Below are 18,206 nucleotides of genomic sequence, written 5' to 3'. Positions count from 1 at the left end.
CTGGAGATAGATTTATTATCCTAAGTTCAGGTTACTTAACTATATAAACTCTGTGGTACTTTAGTGACATTCAAATGCACCGTAATCTCTTCTCTATCGTGGTATAAATGCTTTGCCTGAAGCTCATAGGTAATACCGTATTTATCAAGCTCTTCTTTGATCATAGTTAAACATTCATACACACTATCAAAGCGCTTTTTCATTGGCAGCTTCAAGTTAAAGATGAGCTCTTTTGCGTAGGCATTCACTGCCCAATCAATCATCAAGTTTGTTACTTTAGTTGGTTTTTCAACCATATCACACACGAGCCATTGAATATTGCGCTTCTCTGGGCGGTATTTAAAACCGTCGGCCCGAAAGTGTTTCACTTGCCCTGTTTCCATTAAATCATCATTCATCGGGCCATTATCAATAGCACTGACAAACATACCGCGTCGCACTAGTTGATATGTCCATCCACCTGGGCATGCGCCCAAATCTACGCCACGCATTCCTGCTTGTACCCGTGACTCGACTTCATTAGGTGGTATAAATACATTAAATGCCTCATCAAGCTTTAAAGTCGAGCGGCTCGGCGCATCACTTGGCATACGCAAGCGCAAAATGCCCATAAAGAATGGTGAGTTATTGTAGCTGTATGAATGTCCCACGTAGGCTGTATTATTAGTCAAAAACATCACATGCATAACCGGACGATTAGCTTTGGGCTCACGCAATACGGTGTTTTGTTTTTCCAAAGCTTTTTTAAGAGGAGTTGATATTTTTTTACAAAACGTTAAAAGCTCTTTGCCTTCATTAGTATCAGGGGTTTCTACACGTAGTTCTGAACACAGCGGAAAATCGGCTGCTGCGGTTTTAATTTCACCAACCCGGTCTTCAACGGGCATATTTTCAAGTAACGTACCCGCGAACCATTGGCGCGCAAACACCATGTTTTTAAAATCGACTTTTTTGATTATCTCGTCACTGTGTGATGCCTCAAAGCACTCATAAACCACATAACCTGTGTTAGGTTTGGCTTTCACATAACCGGCAAAACCTTGCTCTGCAGCATGAAAGGTTATTTCTGCTGCGGCATCATTTTCAAACCCACTACGACAATAAATCACTACGCTTGACATAAAAACCCTTAAATTGCGCTTTCTGCGCGATATTCTTTATTAAAATTTAAACCGTGCAACTTGCACTAAAATAACCAACCAACCCACAATAAAGCACAGTCCGCCTAAAGGTGTAATCGGCCCTAGCCACTTCCAGCCTGTTATCGCGAGTAAATATAAACTCCCACTAAAAAGTAAGGTACCCGCAATAAAAAGCCAGCCAGCGGCGGTTAAATTTAAGCCCCACTTTATCAAAATAGCCACTGCAATAAGCGCAAGGCCATGGACCATTTGATACTCAGCAGCGGTTTTAAATACGCCGATAGCATATTCAGATACTCGGCTTTTTAATCCATGAGCAGCAAATGCGCCTAGCACCACAGATAACATACAAAACAAGCTACCAGCCATGAGAAATAGTTTGATCATAGCGCTCTCCTTTGATTCTACAAACAATACTGCTTAATAAATTTACTTGCGCGATCAGCTGCCACTTGTAAATTCTGCTCAAGTGTAACACCACTTTTTTTGCGTGGTTTCAAAGAGTGATCACCATCAGCTAACCACATAAACTCAGGACGCTTTGCAAGCTTCAGCGCTTCTAACTCTTCACGCGTACCAAATGTGTCCCGCTCACCTTGGAGCACCATAAATGGACATGGAATATCGCCGAAATGATCAATACGTAACTTCTCGGGCTTACCCGGCGGATGAAATGGATAGCCAAAAGCCAACACACCGTTAATCTTTTTATCTGTTTCACACGCAAGCATGCTGGCCATTCTTCCACCCATTGACTTCCCACCAATAAATAATGGCAGTGTTGGCTCTGTTTGTTCAATTACGTGGGCAAAATAAGCCAGTAATTTAGGGGCCCGTTCAGGCGGTCTGCGCTTATTCGTTTGTTTGGCGATTTGCATATATTCAAAATCAAAAAGCCCGACATTAATACCTTGCTCGGCTAGCAAGTTTGCCATCTGTTGCATAAATTCAGAGTCACTGCCTGCACCTGCACCATGAGCAAAAATAAACTGGGCGTGGGCAGGTTGTTTTGCTTTTATCCATTGTATTGTCATTTTAAAACTCTTGTTCTTGCTCGACTAAATCAAGCATCCACTCTTTAAAGGACACTATTTTACCCAGCTCTGACTGTGATTCACGGTTAACCAAATAGTAGGCATTTTTACTTTCTAAACTATGGCTAAAGGGGATCACCAAACGTCCGGCGTCAATATCTGGTTTTGCTAGAACACTGTTACCAATTGCAACACCTTGGCCATGTACCGCAGCTTGGAGCACCATAGAAGAGTGGCTAAAAATAGGGCCCTGATTCACTTGTACATTACGCACACCGGCGGTTTTCATCCAGGTTTTCCAGTTTTTTCGCGTAGTATCATGCAACAATGTGTGATTAGCCAAATCGCTTGGTTGATCAAGGGGCTTAGGTCCTGTTAGCAGCATAGGGCTACACAAGGGTACAAGGTATTCGGTGTGTAGTTTATGTGTTTGTACCCCACTCCAATGACCACGACCATAATAAATAGCCACATCAACATCATCAGAGAGTGAGTTTTCGTCTTGATCTTGCGCCTTTATTCGTACATCAATCTCAGGATGTAACTCATTAAATAAACTAAGCCTGGGCACTAACCATTGAATTGCAAAACTTGGCGTTAGGCTTACCGTTAGAGAACCTTTCGCCCCTCGCGCAAGCAGCTTTTCTGTGGCATCAATCAACTGAGTAAAGATTTCTTTTATATCTAAAAAGTAACCCTGTCCTTCCTCGGTCAATAACAATGAGCGGTTTTTACGCAAAAACAGCTTTAAACCAAGGTGTTCTTCAAGTGTTTTTATTTGATGACTCACTGCGGCCTGTGTGACATAAAGCTCTTCGGCAGCTTTGGTGAAGCTCAAATGGCGAGCAGCTGCTTCAAATGCTTTAAGGGCATTTAATGGCGGGACGCGACGAGACATATTAACCACTCATAGAATTAGTTTTTCTTATGAGTGGATTATATACCCATGCCAAGGATGTGTATATTCGAGACATAAAAAAAGCGACATAAGCCGCTTTTTAAATATTATTTAATATTATAAATCGCTAGCACTGGTATCCAGTGGTGCAAAGCTTTTAATCAAATCATCAACCGCTTTCATTTGGCTCAAGTAGCCTTCTAATTTACTCAGTGCAAGGGCACAAGGTCCATCGCACTTTGCTTCATTAGGATTAGGGTGAGCTTCAATAAATAACCCAGCAAGCCCTAATGCCATGCCGCTGCGTGCAAGTTCAGCGGCTTGCGCGCGACGTCCATCAGCAGAATCTGAGCGACCACCAGGACGTTGTAATGCATGAGTCGCATCAAAGATAACAGGAGCCATTGGCTTCATGTCATCCATGCCGAGCATATCAACAACCAGGTTGTTATAACCAAAGCTAGAACCACGCTCACAAAGTGCAACATTCTTATTGCCAGCCTCATTAAACTTAGTAATGATATGGCGCATTTCATGCGGTGCTAAAAACTGTGGTTTTTTAACGTTGATCACAGCACCTGTTTTTGCCATTGCAACAACAAGGTCTGTTTGTCGAGCTAAGAATGCTGGTAGCTGTATAACATCAACAACCTCAGCAACGGGAGCAGCTTGATGCGGCTCATGCACATCTGTGATCAAAGGTACGTTAAAGGTGTTTTTAATTTCCTCAAAAATCTTTAACCCTTCTTCCATACCTGGACCACGATAAGAGTTAATTGACGAGCGATTTGCTTTATCAAAAGACGCTTTGAATACATACGGTATATTAAGTTTGCTGGTCACTTCTACATAATGCTCAGCAATGCGCATTGCTAAATCACGCGACTCTAATACGTTCATACCACCGAACAACACAAACGGTTTGTCGTTTGCAAGTTCAATGTTGTTAATTTTAATTAAATGATTGTTCATCGTTAGTCCTTAAGGTGCAACTGCTTGCATCATTAATCCACAAATATAAGCCATATAAGTGCCCACACCGTAACCCATAACCGCTAATAACACACCTACTGGCGCAAGTGATGGATGAAATGCCGATGCAACGACAGGGGCTGATGCCGCGCCGCCTACATTCGCTTGTGAGCCTACTGCCATGTAAAACAGTGGCGCTTTTATAATTTTGGCGACTATCAACATCAAACTAGCATGAGTTAACATCCAAATTAAGCCGATAACAAAATACATAGGTGATTCAAGAATAGCTGTAATATTCATATGTAGGCCAATCGATGCTACGAGAATATATAAAAAGCTCGAGGCCACTTTAGATGCACCAAATGATTCAATATGGCGTACTTTAGTAAAGGACAAGCTTATGCCTATGGTCGTTGAGATAACAATCAGCCAGAAAAATTTGCTATTTAAACTGTACTCTTGTGCCCACGGGAAGTTTGCGCCAAAGAATGGCCCTAAAAAGTCAGCACAAAAATGGGCAAGCCCTGTTATCCCAAATGCAATGGCAATGATTGTCATATAATCATTCAGCGTAGGCATGCGGGCATGTTCGGCATGGTACTTTTCTACACGCTGTTTTAAATCTTCAATAGCACTGGTATCAGCACCTGTTTTAGCATCTATTGCTTTGTGATTGGCAGCCATAAGCAGCAGTACCGCCATCCATAAATTGGCGACAATCACGTCAACAGTGACCATGGCAGAGAAAATATCACCACCCACTTCGAACATTTCTTTCATTGACGCTTGGTTTGCACCACCGCCAATCCAGCTTCCAGCAATAGTTGTCATACCACGCCATACAGCATCAGGGCCGTGGCCACCTACTGCTTCAGGATACACAGCGCTCATCACAAGTATTGCTAAGGGCCCACCGATAACGATACCCACTGTGCCTGTTAAAAACATTATCAGTGCTTTGGGCCCAAGGTTGATGATAGCTCGCAAATCAATACTGATTGTTAATAAAATTAAACATGCAGGTAGTAAATAACGTGATGCAACGTAGTAAACGTTCGATGAGTGACCGTCAACAATACCAAAAGTATTAAGTAGTGAAGGTAAAAAGTAGCAAAGCAATAATGCTGGGACATATTTGTAAAACTTCTTTAGTGTACTGTTTTCACTGTGGGATGTTTTAAAAATAAAACCAAGTATTATCGCCAATAAGCCAAATACTACGGCGTCATTGGTGATCAATGCAGTATGGGTGTCAGCCATGTTGATTCCTTAAATTTAGTGGTGAGTTTTATTATTATCTTCGAGTTCTTCTATTTGGTGCTGAATAATCTCAATTGCCGGATCATCTGGACATTCATCAATAAAAAATTGTAGGTCATCTCTGGCCATTTTAGGACAATCTAATTGATTCAGAAGGTATCCGCGGTCTCTGCGCTCGTAAGGATCGTCGCCTAGTAAATCCATCAACAACTCAACACAGGTTAATGCATGACCAAATTTATTTTCACTTATAAATGCCCACTTTTGCTGAGCTAAGTAAAGTTTATAAACATCATCCCCATAAATCAGTTCTAATGGCTCTTGCTCATCACCATTTTCTTCACTTGCATTCTCAGGAATAATATACCAACTTTGCTGTCCACTGCTTGGCTCTAAAACATAGCCCTCTTCATCACTAATAGCGATATGAACATTTACATCACTGTTAGAAATACACACACTGGCGTCGTAATTAGCGTGGCATAAAAGATGGCATAATAAAATACCCAATGTGGTAGGAGAACCACTGCGCATTGACAATGTATAACTGAAACTATTTAGTGTGTATTCAGGGACTTTTAAGCTAGAGACGCTAAACATCCATTGAGTGTAGAACATGTCTATTAAGGTATCTAATCGCTCATGAATATCTTCTTGTTGCTGACAAACTTGCATAACTAAGTTTTCAAACTCACTGAGCGTTGCAAAACTTTCGCTTATCTTAGCTTGTGGATCCCATTTAGCCTCGGCACTTATGCAGCGGTATAGTGGATCAGGAGCAAATTCATCGTAAGGTTCATTTTGATAGGTCTCATTTTCATCTTCAAACCAAGGAGCGGTCATCAATACTACAACATCTTTTATTAAAACGAGCAGCTAGTTTACCTAGTTTTTAAATCAGTTACCAACGGGAATATCGCTCAAGGGTATGAAGATTTACCTTTGAGCGACAATATTAGAGGATCAAAGGGGTCTTGGTTACTGCAAGCTTACCTATTAAAGCGATAACAGCGGTTGTTACAACTAAAAAGCCCACTTTAACTGCCATTGTTTTTTGTTTGCTCGCAACAATGCCAAGTGCAATATAGGCAACCACTAAAATAATTTTTTCGAGTAACCACATTTGTTCAAGTGGGTTAATTTTTGCCATGGCCATAACAGCAATAGCAGAGATTAACAAAAATGTATCAGTGGCATGGCTGCCAATAAAAACCACTTTATTTTTCGCAATTACGCCACTGCCCATGCGCGAAAACGAACGTACATAAAATAAAATAATACTTAATACAGCAATCGCCATATGTGTGTGTTTTACTGCTAAATAATCCATGTTGTCCTATCTTAACTTTTTAAAAATAACGTTTTAAATAATTTTACTTAATCTGGGTATAGCGCGAGAATTTTTTCTAAATCGTCAATGTGATCGTTAAAGACATCCACTAATTTAGGCTCAAAATGTTTACCTTTTTGTGCGTTAATTTCATTAGTAACATCCTCGATTGACCATGCTTCTTTGTAGCATCGCTTATGGCGTAATGCATCATAAACATCAGCTAGCGCCACTATACGGCCAAAAATATGAATACGCTCACCTGAAATTCCTTCGGGGTAGCCAGTACCATCCCACTTCTCATGATGGTCGCGAGCAATTTCAGCGCCTGCAGTTACGATATCACGCTTAGAACCTTCGAGTATTTTATTTCCCTTTTGCGTGTGGGTCTTCATTATTTCCCATTCTTCGCTATTAAGTTTGCCTGGTTTATTCAAAATAGCGTCTGGAATTCCCACTTTACCGACATCATGCAAGGGTGAGGCTAATCGAATCAATTCAGCGTCACGTTTTGATAGTCCATACTTTAATGCTAATAAGTTACAAATATGGGATACGCGTTTTACATGGTTGCCAGTCTCTGTAGAGCGTTGTTCAAGTGCTTCACTTAATCTAAACACAAGCTCTTGCTGTGTTGCTTCAATTTCTGCTTGAAGCTGCACATTTTCGTAGGCTAACTGAACATTTTGTGAAAAGATTTCGATTAAGTGGCGTTGGGTGTCTGTTAGGTATTGCGGTATGCCTGAAATAAACAACATTGAATTATGATTGTACTCACTACAGCAATAGGCAAACAAGTAATTATCTCTATAAACGATTGTTTTATCTTGTAACGCCTTTTTGCAAGCTAGTAACTGCTCACTATCAAGCACTTCTTCAATTGCTTTACCTTCACTGCGTTCAAAATCGCCACTACCAGAAAAAACGACTAATTTCTTTTGGTTATCCTCAGGATTGCTCGCAACCAAACTTGTTGCATACATGGCTTTATCAACGGTTCCTAATAAGGACGTTAACTGCTGCATCACCCCTTCAATAAAACTCTCTAAAGAGTGTGCGGCGAAAATATCACGTGACGCTTTTATTATTTTTTCTAGCCCTTGGCGGGACTGTTCAATAGACAAGATATCGCGGTATGAACGCAGACTCGACATCACCACAGTAAATAATTTTTGCGCCGTTAGTTCTGTTTTAGATTTATAGTCGTTTATGTCGTAATTAACTATAACTTGCCTTTCTGGCGCCTGGCCTGGCTGGCCGGTACGTAAGATAATTCTGATATGATTGTTTTTGGCTGTCTCTCTGATGTATTGCGCGACTTTAAGACCGGCATCATCTGTTTCCATTACCACGTCAAGTAATACAATGGCTGCATCGGGATTAGCATCAATAATTTTTTTTGCCTCAGCACCTGAATAAGCACTTATAAATTCCAAATGCTTTTCTTGAAACTCGAAGTCACTCAGTGCCAACTTTGTCACGGCATGTACTTCTGGTTCGTCATCAACAATTATTACTTTCCATGTGCCGCGAACAACTTCACTCACTTCTTCCTGCGCTTCATCTGAAAACAAAAAATCATCCATCATACTCGGTCCTTTTGGCCATTTGCATAGATTCTCACAGTGCTGTTTTGGTTATTTTGGCCACTGGGCGAATGTTACACGATCGTTATGTGCTAAATCTTTAACAGTAAGTATATTTATATATGCCATTTGTGCAAAAAAACGATGCACTTTAATACTTTGTTCAAAACCATGCTCAATCAAAAGATAACCATTAGGCACTAAATAATCCTTTGCCTGAGTAATAATATGCTTTATATCAGCCATACCATCATCTTCTGCGACCAAAGCTGAAAGTGGCTCAAAACGAACGTCGCCTTGGGCCAAGTGCTCATCATCATGTTCAATATAAGGTGGATTACTCACAATTAGATCAAACTTTTGATTTTCAACTTTACTAAACCAATTACTTTGTAAAAAGTTAACTTGTTCTAAGCCTAGTCTTTGTTTATTCAATGTAGATAATGCAACTGCTTGCGCTACGCGGTCAACCCCTGTTATTTGCCAATGGGGTTTTTCTGAAGCTAATGCAAGCGCTATTGCACCAGTGCCGGTACCAAGGTCAAGTACACTGGCATTATCACAAAGAGGTAATTCTAGCGCCGTTTCCACTAAGGTTTCGGTATCAGGGCGAGGAATAAGGGTTGTAGGGTTTACTTGCAGTGGTAAACTCCAAAACTCTCGCGTGCCGGTGATATGCGCGACGGGCTCACCACTTAAGCGACGCTGACAATAACTATCAAACAACTGTTGTTGTTCCGCCGTAAGTTGCGTTTCAGGCCAACTAAATAAATAGCTACGGGGTTTGTTTAATACCTCAAGCAGTAATACTTGGGCATCCAGCTTGGCGCAGTCAGTGCTATTTTGCAAAAGCAAAGTAGCACTGTGTATTGCCGATTCAACCGTGTCAGTCACCGTTATTCATCGCCCATCGCAGCGAGTAAATCAGCTTGGTGTTCTTGCATTAGTGGCTCAACCACACAGCCTAAGTCACCAGCTACCACTTCATTTAAGCGATAAAGAGTTAAGTTAATACGATGATCAGTAATACGCCCTTGCGGGTAATTATAAGTACGAATACGCTCTGAACGGTCACCGCTACCAACTAAGTTACGACGCTCCGAAGCTTCTGCCGCATGGCGCTTTTCATCTTCTGCTTGTTGTAAGCGTGCAGCAAGTACTGACATCGCTTTGGCACGGTTTTTATGCTGCGAGCGTTCATCCTGACACTCTACCACGACACCTGTTGGAATGTGCGTGATACGAATCGCTGAGTCAGTTTTGTTAACGTGCTGACCACCGGCGCCTGATGCACGAAACGTATCAACTTTGATATCTGCTGTATTGATTTCAATTGCTTCAGCTTCAGGAATTTCAGCCATTACCGCGACTGTACAGGCAGATGTGTGAACACGCCCTTGAGATTCAGTTTCTGGCACACGTTGTACGCGGTGCGCACCTGATTCAAATTTAAGTTGGCCGTAAACACCTTCACCACTGATATTAGCAATGACTTCTTTAAAGCCGCCGTGTTCACCTTCGTTGGTGCTAACCACTTCCACTTTCCACTTTTTCGTCTCAGCATAGCGGGTATACATACGGAATAAATCACCCGCAAAAATAGCTGCCTCATCACCACCAGTACCCGCACGCACTTCAAGAAACACGTTATTATTATCGCGCGGGTCTTTTGGTAGCATTAATACTTGAATTTGATCTTCAATAATTTGAATCTGTGATTTTGCTTCTTTATATTCTTCTTGCGCCATTTCACGCATATCAGGATCTGAATCTTTTAGCATTTCTTCAGCGGTTGCAACATCGTCTTGTGACTGTTGGTACGATAAAAATGCTTTTACTATTTCTTCAAGCTCTGAGTATTCTTTTGAAAGAGCACGAAAGCGATTTTGATCGCTGATAACAGAGGGGTCACTTAGTAGCGCTTGCACTTCTTCGTAACGCTCAACTAAGGTTTCTAATTTACGATAAACGGACTCTTTCATGTAACTGTTATTCCTGATCAATACCTAACATTTTCTTTAATTGGCTTAACTGGTCAACTTCACCTTTTTTCGCCGCATCTTGAATTGCACGGGTAGGCGCGTGCATTAAACGGTTGGTTAATTTGTTGGCCAGCTCTAATATTACTTTTTCTGCGTCTTTTCCGGTTGTTAATTGACTAATAGCCTTATCAACCAGCTCAGACTTTATATCATGTACATCTTGACGATAACTGCGAATTAGATCGACAGAATCAAGTGAACGCATCCACATTGCAAACTCAGCACTGCGATGTGTAATAATATCTTGTGCTTCTTCTGCGGCTTGCTCGCGTGATGCGATATTCTCGCTCACAATGGCTTGTAAGTCATCAACGGAATATAAATAGGCGGCTTCAAGCTCCCCTACTTGGCTTTCAATATCCCGAGGAACCGCAATATCTATAAATAGCATTGGCTTATTGCGGCGTTGTTTAAGCGCTTGTTCTACCACACCTTTACCAATGATAGGCAACGTACTGGCGGTGGAGCTAATTACAATATCAGCATGATGCAAACGTTCTGGTAACTGTGCTAGCGCAATGACATCTGCGGATACGTCTTGCGCTAAAGCACGCGCACGCTCAATAGTCCGATTAGCAACCGTAATTTGTTGTGGATCATTTTGGTATAAATGTTTGGCAACCAGCTCAATAGTTTCACCTGCACCGATAAGTAATACTTTGGTTTTATCAAGTTTACCGTATATGTGCTTTGCTAAGTTAACTGCGGCATATGCAACCGATACAGCGCTTGCTCCAATATCAGTTTCAGTGCGCACTTGTTTTGCCACTGAAAACGTTTTTTGAAATAAACGGTCGAATACCACATCAACAGAGTTGTGGTTTTTTGCACTATTATAAGCCTGCTTTATTTGGCCAAGTATTTGTGGCTCACCTAAAACAAGCGAATCTAAACCACAAGAAACTCGCATCAAATGGTTTATAGCTTCGTTATCTTGGTGGCAATAAATATTATTGCTCAGTTCTTGTTCATCTAAACCATGGAAACTGGCTAACCATTGCAACAGTATTTGGGAATTTTGCTGGGCAAGGCTACAATAGATTTCAGTACGGTTACAGGTTGAAACAATAACAGCCTCATTGAATTGATCATGATCACTCAATTGCTGTAAGGCTTCTGAAAGTTGTTCTGGTGAAAAAGCGACTTTCTCACGCAGTTCTACAGATGCGGTTTTATGATTTATACCCAGTGCTACTATGGTCATATGTGCCAAATATTGCTAAGCGATGCTCGAAAGGCATAATTTTATCAAAAATCAACGGAATATGGAAAGTAAGGAACGACATTTGATTCGACTATATTTGATTTTACTCACATTTTTTTTATTTTTAAGTGGTTGTGCGCATCGAATTGACCCTCAAACCCGTCTTTATGATGACTGGAAGACAAAGTTATCTGCACAAAAGACATGGCAAGTTGAAGGTAAACTTGCGTTTATTAGTCCTGATGAGCGCCAGTCTGCAAACTTAAACTGGCAACAGCAAGATGATTTGAATCAATTAGTACTTACAACATTTATGGGGATTCGAATACTCGAATTAGAACATGACGCACACAGTGCAAAACTCGAATTTGACGATGAAACATATCAAGATGCAAGTGCTTCTCGTTTGCTTCAACGGTTAACTGGGTTTACTATCCCGATTGAAGATGCCGATAACTGGCTAAAAGGAACGGTCACTAACGATTCATTGCGTGTTGATGAATTAGATCGCGCCAAAACCGTTACGTGGCAATCAAATAACGGTCAAAAATGGGATATTACCTATGGCGACTATCAGCAATATGCTGGATTTTGGCTACCAAAAAAGCTAACACTAAAGCACGAAAAAATTAGACTTAAAATTCAACTTTACCGATGGTATTTTAATTAATATGAAGTTAGATTCTGCCCCTCAATTTTCACTTATTGCACCTGCAAAACTCAACCTGTTTTTACACATAAATGGCCGTCGTGATGATGGATACCACGAGCTTGAAACTCTATTTACCTTCTTGGATTATGGTGACAACTTAGCGTTTACTCGGCTAAATACCCCCAGCATTGAGTTAACCGGAGATACAAATAGCATCCCTTTGACAGAAAATTTGATCTACAAAGCTGCTGTATTACTGCAAAAGCATACAAAAACCAGCCTAGGCGCAAAAATAAATTTAACTAAAATTTTGCCTATGGGTGGAGGTGTGGGCGGAGGTTCATCGGATGCCGCAACAACACTTTTAGGGCTCAATAAATTATGGGGTTGCGGCCTCACTTTAAAAGAACTCGCCCTTCTTGGCATTGAACTAGGTGCTGATGTGCCCGTGTTTATAAACGGTAAAAGTGCACTAGCGCAAGGGATTGGTGAGAAGCTTAGCGATGTTGAGCTTGAACAAAAATGGTATTGCGTTGTTCACCCAAGTGAACATATAAGTACCGCTAAAATTTTTACTCACCCCGATTTAACGCGCGATACACCCAAGCTTAATGGTCACTGGCAACACCAAATTTTGCGCAACGATTGTGAGCCATTAGTTAAAAAGCTCTGTCCTGAGGTTGAAAAAACCCTCCAGTGGTTGCTAAAATACGCCCCGTCTAAGATGACTGGCACAGGCTCATGTTGTTTTGCTGAATTTGCATCGCAAACAGAGGCACTTCATGTTCTTGAAAATCTTCCGAGTGATTGGAATGGTTTTATTGCCAGTAGCGTTAATATCTCTCCTGCCCATACGCAGTTGAACGCTATTCATTTAAGCAATGAAGTAACGTACAAGTAAAATACAATTTAAGTTAACAAATGGCGCTTTTGCCTCGTTTGTTAGTCCCAAATTTCAGTGCCTGAGGAACCCTACCGTGCCTGACATGAAGCTCTTCGCTGGTAACGCAACACCTGAGTTAGCTCAAAAAGTTGCAAAACGTTTATATATTGAAGTTGGCGATGCTGTTGTTGGCCGTTTTAGCGACGGTGAGATCAGTGTTCAAATTAATGAAAATGTTCGTGGCTCGGACGTTTTTATTGTGCAATCAACCTGTGCCCCTACTAACGATAACTTAATGGAGTTAATCGTTATGGTTGATGCATTACGTCGTGCGTCTGCAGGTCGTATTACAGCCGTCATTCCTTATTTTGGTTATTCTCGTCAAGACCGTCGTGTACGTTCTGCGCGTGTGCCAATTACCGCAAAAGTTGTTGCTGACTTCCTATCAAGTGTCGGCGTTGATCGTGTTCTAACGGTTGACTTACACGCAGAGCAAATTCAAGGCTTCTTTGATGTGCCAGTGGATAACGTATTTGGTAGCCCAGTTTTATTAGAAGATATGAAGGAACGTCAGTTTGATGATGTTGTTGTTGTATCTCCTGATATTGGTGGTGTAGTTCGTGCCCGCGCTATTGCAAAACTACTTAACGACACTGACCTTGCAATTATCGATAAACGCCGCCCACAAGCAAACGTTTCTCAAGTAATGCATATCATTGGTGATGTTGAAGGCCGTGACTGTATCATTGTCGATGACATGATCGACACCGGCGGTACTTTATGTAAAGCGGCTGAAGCATTAAAAGAGCATGGTGCTAAACGTGTTTTTGCTTATGCAACGCACCCAGTTTTATCTGGTGCAGCAGCAGAGAACATCCGTAACTCAGTGATTGACGAAGTAATTGTTACCGATTCGATTCCGTTATCTGATGAATTAAAGTCGATTGAAAAAATCAAAGTACTTACACTGGCAGACATGCTTGCTGAAACGATTCGTCGTATTAGTAACGAAGAGTCAATTTCTGCGATGTTTGAACATTAATATCGATACTTTATCGTGATTGAAGCGCCTATTTGGCGCTTTTTTTTTACCCTGTGTTTCTTTTGTCAATAGGTGGTGGTATGATAGCGCGCCTTTTGGCTAGGGACCTTGGTCGCAAAGGCCCTACACTTTTAAATTATTGGAGACATTATGTCTGATACAACTTACACTTATGACGCTGAACTTCGCGTAGAAACTGGTACTGGTGCGAGCCGCCGCCTACGTCGCGAAGACAAAGTACCTGCAATCCTTTACGGTGCAGAAAAAGAAGCAGTAGCGCTTACTCTTGCTCATAAAGATATGATCAAAGCACAAGAAAGCGAAGGTTTTTACACTCACATTCTTACGCTTAACATTGGCGGCGAGTCTGTTGAAGCTATCTTAAAAGATATCCAACGTCACCCTTTCAAGCCTAAGCTTACTCACCTTGATTTCCAACGTGTTGACGCTACTCATAAACTTCATACTAAAGTTCCTCTTCACTTCATCGGCGAAGATAAAGTAACTAAACTTGGTGCTACTGTTGTTCACCAGTTAACTGAAGTTGAAATCACATGTCTTCCAAAAGCACTTCCAGAATTCGTTGAAGTTAACGTTTCTGACCTAGTAGCTGGTGATTCAATCCACCTTTCTGAGCTTAAACTTCCTGCTGGCGTTCAATCAGTTGAACTTGCTAAAGGCGAAGGCCATGATCAGTCAGTAGTTACTGTTAAAGCTAACAAAGCAGCTCCAGCTGAAGACGAAGCTTCAGACGCTGCAGAATAATATTTAAGGTCTTGCACCTTGAATTCTATTCAAATGCTTGTGGGCCTGGCTAATCCAGGCCCCGAATACGCAAACACACGCCACAATGCAGGTGCTTGGTTCATCGAGCAACTCGCAGCACGCTACAACTGTACGCTTAAACACGATCCTAAATATCACGGCCTAACAGGCAAAGTGATTATTCAAGGCCAAGAATTCAAATTATTGATCCCCACCACCTATATGAATTTGAGTGGTAAAGCGGTCAGTAGTTTAGCCAATTTTTTCAAAATCCCTATTGAAAACATCTTAGTTGCACATGATGAAATGGATTTAGACCCGGGCGTTGCTAAATTAAAAAAAGGCGGCGGACATGGCGGTCATAATGGTTTAAAAGACATTATTGCAAAAATGGCAAATCAAAAAGATTTTATGCGTTTACGCGTTGGTATCGGTCATCCAGGACATCGTGAAATGGTCACCGGTTGGGTGCTTGGAAAAGCAGCCAAAGCAGACCAAGAAAAAATGGATGCAGCTGTAGATGAAGCAGTTCGTTGTATGGAAATACTTGCAAAAGACGGTGTGTTAAAAGCACAAAACAGACTTCATTCGTTTAAACCCTAGTAACATAGTTATTAAATCGGTTGAACGGATCTAAACAAGGTATCTTACTATGGGTTTTAAATGTGGTATCGTTGGTTTGCCAAATGTTGGTAAATCTACTCTATTTAATGCATTAACCAAAGCGGGCATTGAAGCCGCTAACTTCCCTTTTTGTACCATCGAACCAAACACGGGTGTGGTTCCGGTTCCTGACGCTCGCTTAGACGAACTTGCTAAAATAGTTAATCCTCAGCGTATTCTTCCAACTAGTATGGAATTTGTTGATATTGCAGGATTGGTAAAAGGCGCATCAAAAGGTGAAGGCCTAGGTAACCAATTCCTAGCAAATATTCGTGAAACGGATGCAATTGGCCATGTTGTACGTTGCTTTGAAGACGAAAACGTCATCCACGTTGCAGGTACTATTGATCCAGCTGACGATATCGACGTAATTAACACTGAACTTGTGCTGGCTGATATGGACAGTGCTGAAAAAGCCTTATTCCGTAACGCTAAAAAAGCCAAAGGCGGCGATAAAGACGCGAAAGAACAGAATGCTGTACTTGAAAAAGTAAAAGTACACCTTGATGAAGGCTTAACTTTACGTTCTTTAGAACTAACTAAAGAAGAAAAAGCAGCCATTGCTTCTATCAACTTTTTAACTATCAAGCCAACTATGTATATTGCTAACGTAGCTGAAGACGGTTTTGAGAATAACCCATTCCTTGACCGTGTACGTGAAATTGCAGCTGCAGAAGACGCCGTTGTTGTTCCTGTATGTGCAGCAATTGAATCTGAGCTTTCAGAGCTTGATGACGAAGATAAACTTGAGTTTATGGCTGATCTGGGTTTAGAAGAGCCTGGTCTTAACCTCGTTATCCGCGGTGGCTATGAATTACTTCATTTACAAACTTATTTTACAGCGGGTGTAAAAGAAGTTCGTGCGTGGACTATTCCTGTTGGTGCTACTGCACCACAAGCAGCTGGTAAGATACATACTGACTTTGAACGTGGCTTTATCCGCGCACAAACGATTGCTTATGATGACTATATTGCCTTTAAAGGTGAAAGTGGTGCAAAAGAAGCAGGTAAAATGCGCCAAGAAGGCAAAGAATATATCGTTAAAGATGGCGATGTAATGAATTTCTTGTTCAACGTATAGTTATTATTTCGCCATATAAAGTGTGGCAATGATTTTAAAGGCTCGTATTTACGAGCCTTTTTTGTTTTTGTGCTATTATCGAATAATAGTAACGCGAAGATTTTTGCTTTCAGACTTGTTAAAAAAACACCATTTTTAATAAAAAATAGCCGCTTAGCTTAATTTTCCTGCAAACAAACCCTGATAAGTGTTTTTTTGCAAAAAAGGTGTTGACGGATTTGGGTCATATCAGCATAATACGCCCCGCACTCAGCGATGAAGTGCTAACAAAAAAGATGGCTAAGTAGCTCAGCTGGTTAGAGCACATCACTCATAATGATGGGGTCACAGGTTCAAATCCCGTCTTAGCCACCATTCTTTTTTGTACTCAATGAAGAGTTTAAAATAACTACCTCAATTTTGATTTATCAAAATTTGAAATGCGGGAGTGGCGGAATTGGTAGACGCGCTGGATTTAGGTTCCAGTATCTTAGGATGTGAGAGTTCAAGTCTCTCCTTCCGCACCATATTCTTGATAAGAATTAAAATTATCAATTGTTTTCTGTTGGGATATCGCCAAGCGGTAAGGCACCAGGTTTTGATCCTGGCATTCCCAGGTTCAAATCCTGGTATCCCAGCCAACAATGGCTAAGTAGCTCAGCTGGTTAGAGCACATCACTCATAATGATGGGGTCACAGGTTCAAATCCCGTCTTAGCCACCATTTCTTTTTTTGAAGTGGCTCTGCAAGAGTTAAATTGCACTCAATGAAGAGTTTAAAATAACTACCATTTCTTTGATTAATTCAAAGTGATAATGCGGGAGTGGCGGAATTGGTAGACGCGCTGGATTTAGGTTCCAGTATCTTAGGATGTGAGAGTTCAAGTCTCTCCTTCCGCACCATGTTCTTGATAAGAACTAAAAGTATCAAACAATTCTTAGTTGGGATATCGCCAAGCGGTAAGGCACCAGGTTTTGATCCTGGCATTCCCAGGTTCAAATCCTGGTATCCCAGCCAACTTCTTCTACCAAAGAATGTTGTATTAAGAAAACTCTGTTAGGAGTTTAAACATAAAATTATATGCGGGAGTGGCGGAATTGGTAGACGCGCTGGATTTAGGTTCCAGTATCTTAGGATGTGAGAGTTCAAGTCTCTCCTTCCGCACCATATTCTTTGATAAGAATTAAAACTATCAAAAAATTCTTAGTTGGGATATCGCCAAGCGGTAAGGCACCAGGTTTTGATCCTGGCATTCCCAGGTTCAAATCCTGGTATCCCAGCCAACTTCTTCTACCAAAGAATGTTGTTAAAGAATAACTCTCGCTATGAGTATAAAAAGCATCCCCTTTGATGCGGGAGTGGCGGAATTGGCAGCTGTCTTAATTAGACACTGGATTTAAGTTCCAAAACAATAAAATCTGTATCTATAGAACTGCGGGAGTGGCGGAATTGGTAGACGCGCTGGATTTAGGTTCCAGTATCTTAGGATGTGAGAGTTCAAGTCTCTCCTTCCGCACCATGTTCTTACCTAGAACTAAAACTCATCCAAATTTAGAGTTGGGATATCGCCAAGCGGTAAGGCACCAGGTTTTGATCCTGGCATTCCCAGGTTCAAATCCTGGTATCCCAGCCAATTTCTTAACACCCCCTCTTTAATCTTTAATCTTTAA

General features: G+C 41.2%; 18 protein-coding genes and 10 tRNA genes. 16 read left to right on the top strand and 12 right to left on the bottom strand.

Going from position 1 to position 18,206, the window contains the following annotated elements; translation table 11 throughout:
• Positions 1 to 35: 35 nt before the first annotated feature.
• The 12 genes from rlmM to hemA all read right to left on the bottom strand — a co-directional run bounded on the left by rlmM (position 36) and on the right by hemA (position 11,471).
• Positions 36 to 1,121, bottom strand: a complete 1,086-nt coding sequence (gene rlmM, locus C7Y70_RS15935) for a 23S rRNA (cytidine(2498)-2'-O)-methyltransferase RlmM (RefSeq protein ID WP_135475798.1) — start codon at positions 1,119 to 1,121, stop codon at positions 36 to 38.
• A 39-nt stretch (positions 1,122 to 1,160) separates the two neighbouring features.
• Positions 1,161 to 1,529: a DUF423 domain-containing protein gene (locus C7Y70_RS15930; RefSeq protein ID WP_167850838.1), complete on the bottom strand. Its 369-nt coding sequence runs from the start codon at positions 1,527 to 1,529 to the stop codon at positions 1,161 to 1,163.
• Between the two features lie 17 nt (positions 1,530 to 1,546).
• Complete coding sequence (locus C7Y70_RS15925; RefSeq protein ID WP_135475796.1) at positions 1,547 to 2,176, bottom strand: alpha/beta family hydrolase; 630 nt, start codon at positions 2,174 to 2,176, stop codon at positions 1,547 to 1,549.
• A gap of 1 nt (position 2,177) precedes the next feature.
• The gene (locus C7Y70_RS15920; protein ID WP_087534247.1) at positions 2,178 to 3,074 is read right to left on the bottom strand and encodes a transcriptional regulator GcvA; all 897 of its coding nucleotides are present in this window, start codon (positions 3,072 to 3,074) and stop codon (positions 2,178 to 2,180) included.
• 117 nt (positions 3,075 to 3,191) lie between these two features.
• Positions 3,192 to 4,046 carry a 3-deoxy-8-phosphooctulonate synthase gene (kdsA, locus tag C7Y70_RS15915; protein ID WP_099296046.1) on the bottom strand — a complete coding sequence of 285 codons (855 nt, stop codon included), beginning with the start codon at positions 4,044 to 4,046 and terminating at the stop codon, positions 3,192 to 3,194.
• A 9-nt stretch (positions 4,047 to 4,055) separates the two neighbouring features.
• Positions 4,056 to 5,309 (bottom strand): DUF819 family protein, encoded by a 1,254-nt coding sequence (locus tag C7Y70_RS15910; RefSeq protein WP_099296047.1) that lies wholly within the window; start codon positions 5,307 to 5,309, stop codon positions 4,056 to 4,058.
• 15 nt (positions 5,310 to 5,324) lie between these two features.
• Entirely contained in the window at positions 5,325 to 6,152 is an 828-nt protein-coding gene (locus C7Y70_RS15905) for a tetratricopeptide repeat protein (protein WP_135475794.1), read from the bottom strand.
• A gap of 112 nt (positions 6,153 to 6,264) precedes the next feature.
• Entirely contained in the window at positions 6,265 to 6,639 is a 375-nt protein-coding gene (locus C7Y70_RS15900) for a SirB2 family protein (RefSeq protein WP_099296049.1), read from the bottom strand.
• Positions 6,640 to 6,686: 47 nt separating this feature from the next.
• Positions 6,687 to 8,228, bottom strand: coding sequence for a DUF3369 domain-containing protein (locus C7Y70_RS15895; protein ID WP_237114012.1), 1,542 nt, complete (start codon positions 8,226 to 8,228; stop codon positions 6,687 to 6,689).
• Between the two features lie 48 nt (positions 8,229 to 8,276).
• Positions 8,277 to 9,119, bottom strand: a complete 843-nt coding sequence (prmC, locus tag C7Y70_RS15890) for a peptide chain release factor N(5)-glutamine methyltransferase (protein ID WP_135475792.1) — start codon at positions 9,117 to 9,119, stop codon at positions 8,277 to 8,279.
• A 2-nt stretch (positions 9,120 to 9,121) separates the two neighbouring features.
• Complete coding sequence (gene prfA / locus C7Y70_RS15885; protein WP_099296051.1) at positions 9,122 to 10,207, bottom strand: peptide chain release factor 1; 1,086 nt, start codon at positions 10,205 to 10,207, stop codon at positions 9,122 to 9,124.
• A gap of 7 nt (positions 10,208 to 10,214) precedes the next feature.
• Entirely contained in the window at positions 10,215 to 11,471 is a 1,257-nt protein-coding gene (gene hemA, locus C7Y70_RS15880; RefSeq protein ID WP_210114672.1) for a glutamyl-tRNA reductase, read from the bottom strand.
• An 82-nt stretch (positions 11,472 to 11,553) separates the two neighbouring features.
• Between hemA and lolB the strand changes: the two genes are divergently transcribed.
• The 16 genes from lolB to C7Y70_RS15800 all read left to right on the top strand — a co-directional run bounded on the left by lolB (position 11,554) and on the right by C7Y70_RS15800 (position 18,169).
• On the top strand, positions 11,554 to 12,141 hold the full coding sequence (gene lolB / locus C7Y70_RS15875; protein ID WP_099296053.1) for a lipoprotein insertase outer membrane protein LolB: 588 nt from the start codon (positions 11,554 to 11,556) through the stop codon (positions 12,139 to 12,141).
• A gap of 1 nt (position 12,142) precedes the next feature.
• Positions 12,143 to 13,024 (top strand): 4-(cytidine 5'-diphospho)-2-C-methyl-D-erythritol kinase, encoded by an 882-nt coding sequence (ispE, locus tag C7Y70_RS15870; RefSeq protein ID WP_135475788.1) that lies wholly within the window; start codon positions 12,143 to 12,145, stop codon positions 13,022 to 13,024.
• A gap of 76 nt (positions 13,025 to 13,100) precedes the next feature.
• A complete protein-coding gene (locus C7Y70_RS15865) occupies positions 13,101 to 14,048 on the top strand; it encodes a ribose-phosphate pyrophosphokinase (RefSeq protein ID WP_058560580.1) in 948 nt (315 codons plus the stop codon).
• Positions 14,049 to 14,198: 150 nt separating this feature from the next.
• Complete coding sequence (locus tag C7Y70_RS15860) at positions 14,199 to 14,813, top strand: 50S ribosomal protein L25/general stress protein Ctc (RefSeq protein ID WP_099296055.1); 615 nt, start codon at positions 14,199 to 14,201, stop codon at positions 14,811 to 14,813.
• A gap of 18 nt (positions 14,814 to 14,831) precedes the next feature.
• Positions 14,832 to 15,416, top strand: a complete 585-nt coding sequence (gene pth, locus C7Y70_RS15855; RefSeq protein ID WP_099296056.1) for an aminoacyl-tRNA hydrolase — start codon at positions 14,832 to 14,834, stop codon at positions 15,414 to 15,416.
• A gap of 49 nt (positions 15,417 to 15,465) precedes the next feature.
• On the top strand, positions 15,466 to 16,557 hold the full coding sequence (ychF, locus tag C7Y70_RS15850) for a redox-regulated ATPase YchF (protein ID WP_099296057.1): 1,092 nt from the start codon (positions 15,466 to 15,468) through the stop codon (positions 16,555 to 16,557).
• A 277-nt stretch (positions 16,558 to 16,834) separates the two neighbouring features.
• Positions 16,835 to 16,911: transfer RNA gene (locus C7Y70_RS15845), tRNA-Met, on the top strand.
• 67 nt (positions 16,912 to 16,978) lie between these two features.
• A tRNA-Leu gene (locus C7Y70_RS15840) sits at positions 16,979 to 17,063 on the top strand.
• Between the two features lie 39 nt (positions 17,064 to 17,102).
• Positions 17,103 to 17,177, top strand: a tRNA-Gln gene (locus tag C7Y70_RS15835).
• Positions 17,178 to 17,182: 5 nt separating this feature from the next.
• Positions 17,183 to 17,259, top strand: a tRNA-Met gene (locus C7Y70_RS15830).
• A gap of 94 nt (positions 17,260 to 17,353) precedes the next feature.
• Positions 17,354 to 17,438 (top strand) — tRNA-Leu (locus C7Y70_RS15825).
• 40 nt (positions 17,439 to 17,478) lie between these two features.
• Positions 17,479 to 17,553 (top strand) — tRNA-Gln (locus tag C7Y70_RS15820).
• Positions 17,554 to 17,618: 65 nt separating this feature from the next.
• Positions 17,619 to 17,703: transfer RNA gene (locus tag C7Y70_RS15815), tRNA-Leu, on the top strand.
• A gap of 41 nt (positions 17,704 to 17,744) precedes the next feature.
• Positions 17,745 to 17,819: transfer RNA gene (locus tag C7Y70_RS15810), tRNA-Gln, on the top strand.
• Positions 17,820 to 17,970: 151 nt separating this feature from the next.
• Positions 17,971 to 18,055 (top strand) — tRNA-Leu (locus C7Y70_RS15805).
• 39 nt (positions 18,056 to 18,094) lie between these two features.
• Positions 18,095 to 18,169: transfer RNA gene (locus tag C7Y70_RS15800), tRNA-Gln, on the top strand.
• Positions 18,170 to 18,206: the final 37 nt, after the last annotated feature.

Origin of the sequence: Pseudoalteromonas sp. KS88 (assembly GCF_004766475.1) — a bacterium.
Classification (GTDB): Bacteria; Pseudomonadota; Gammaproteobacteria; order Enterobacterales; family Alteromonadaceae; genus Pseudoalteromonas.
Note: the sequence above shows the minus strand (reverse complement) of the source record. Positions and strands in the feature narration are given on the sequence as shown.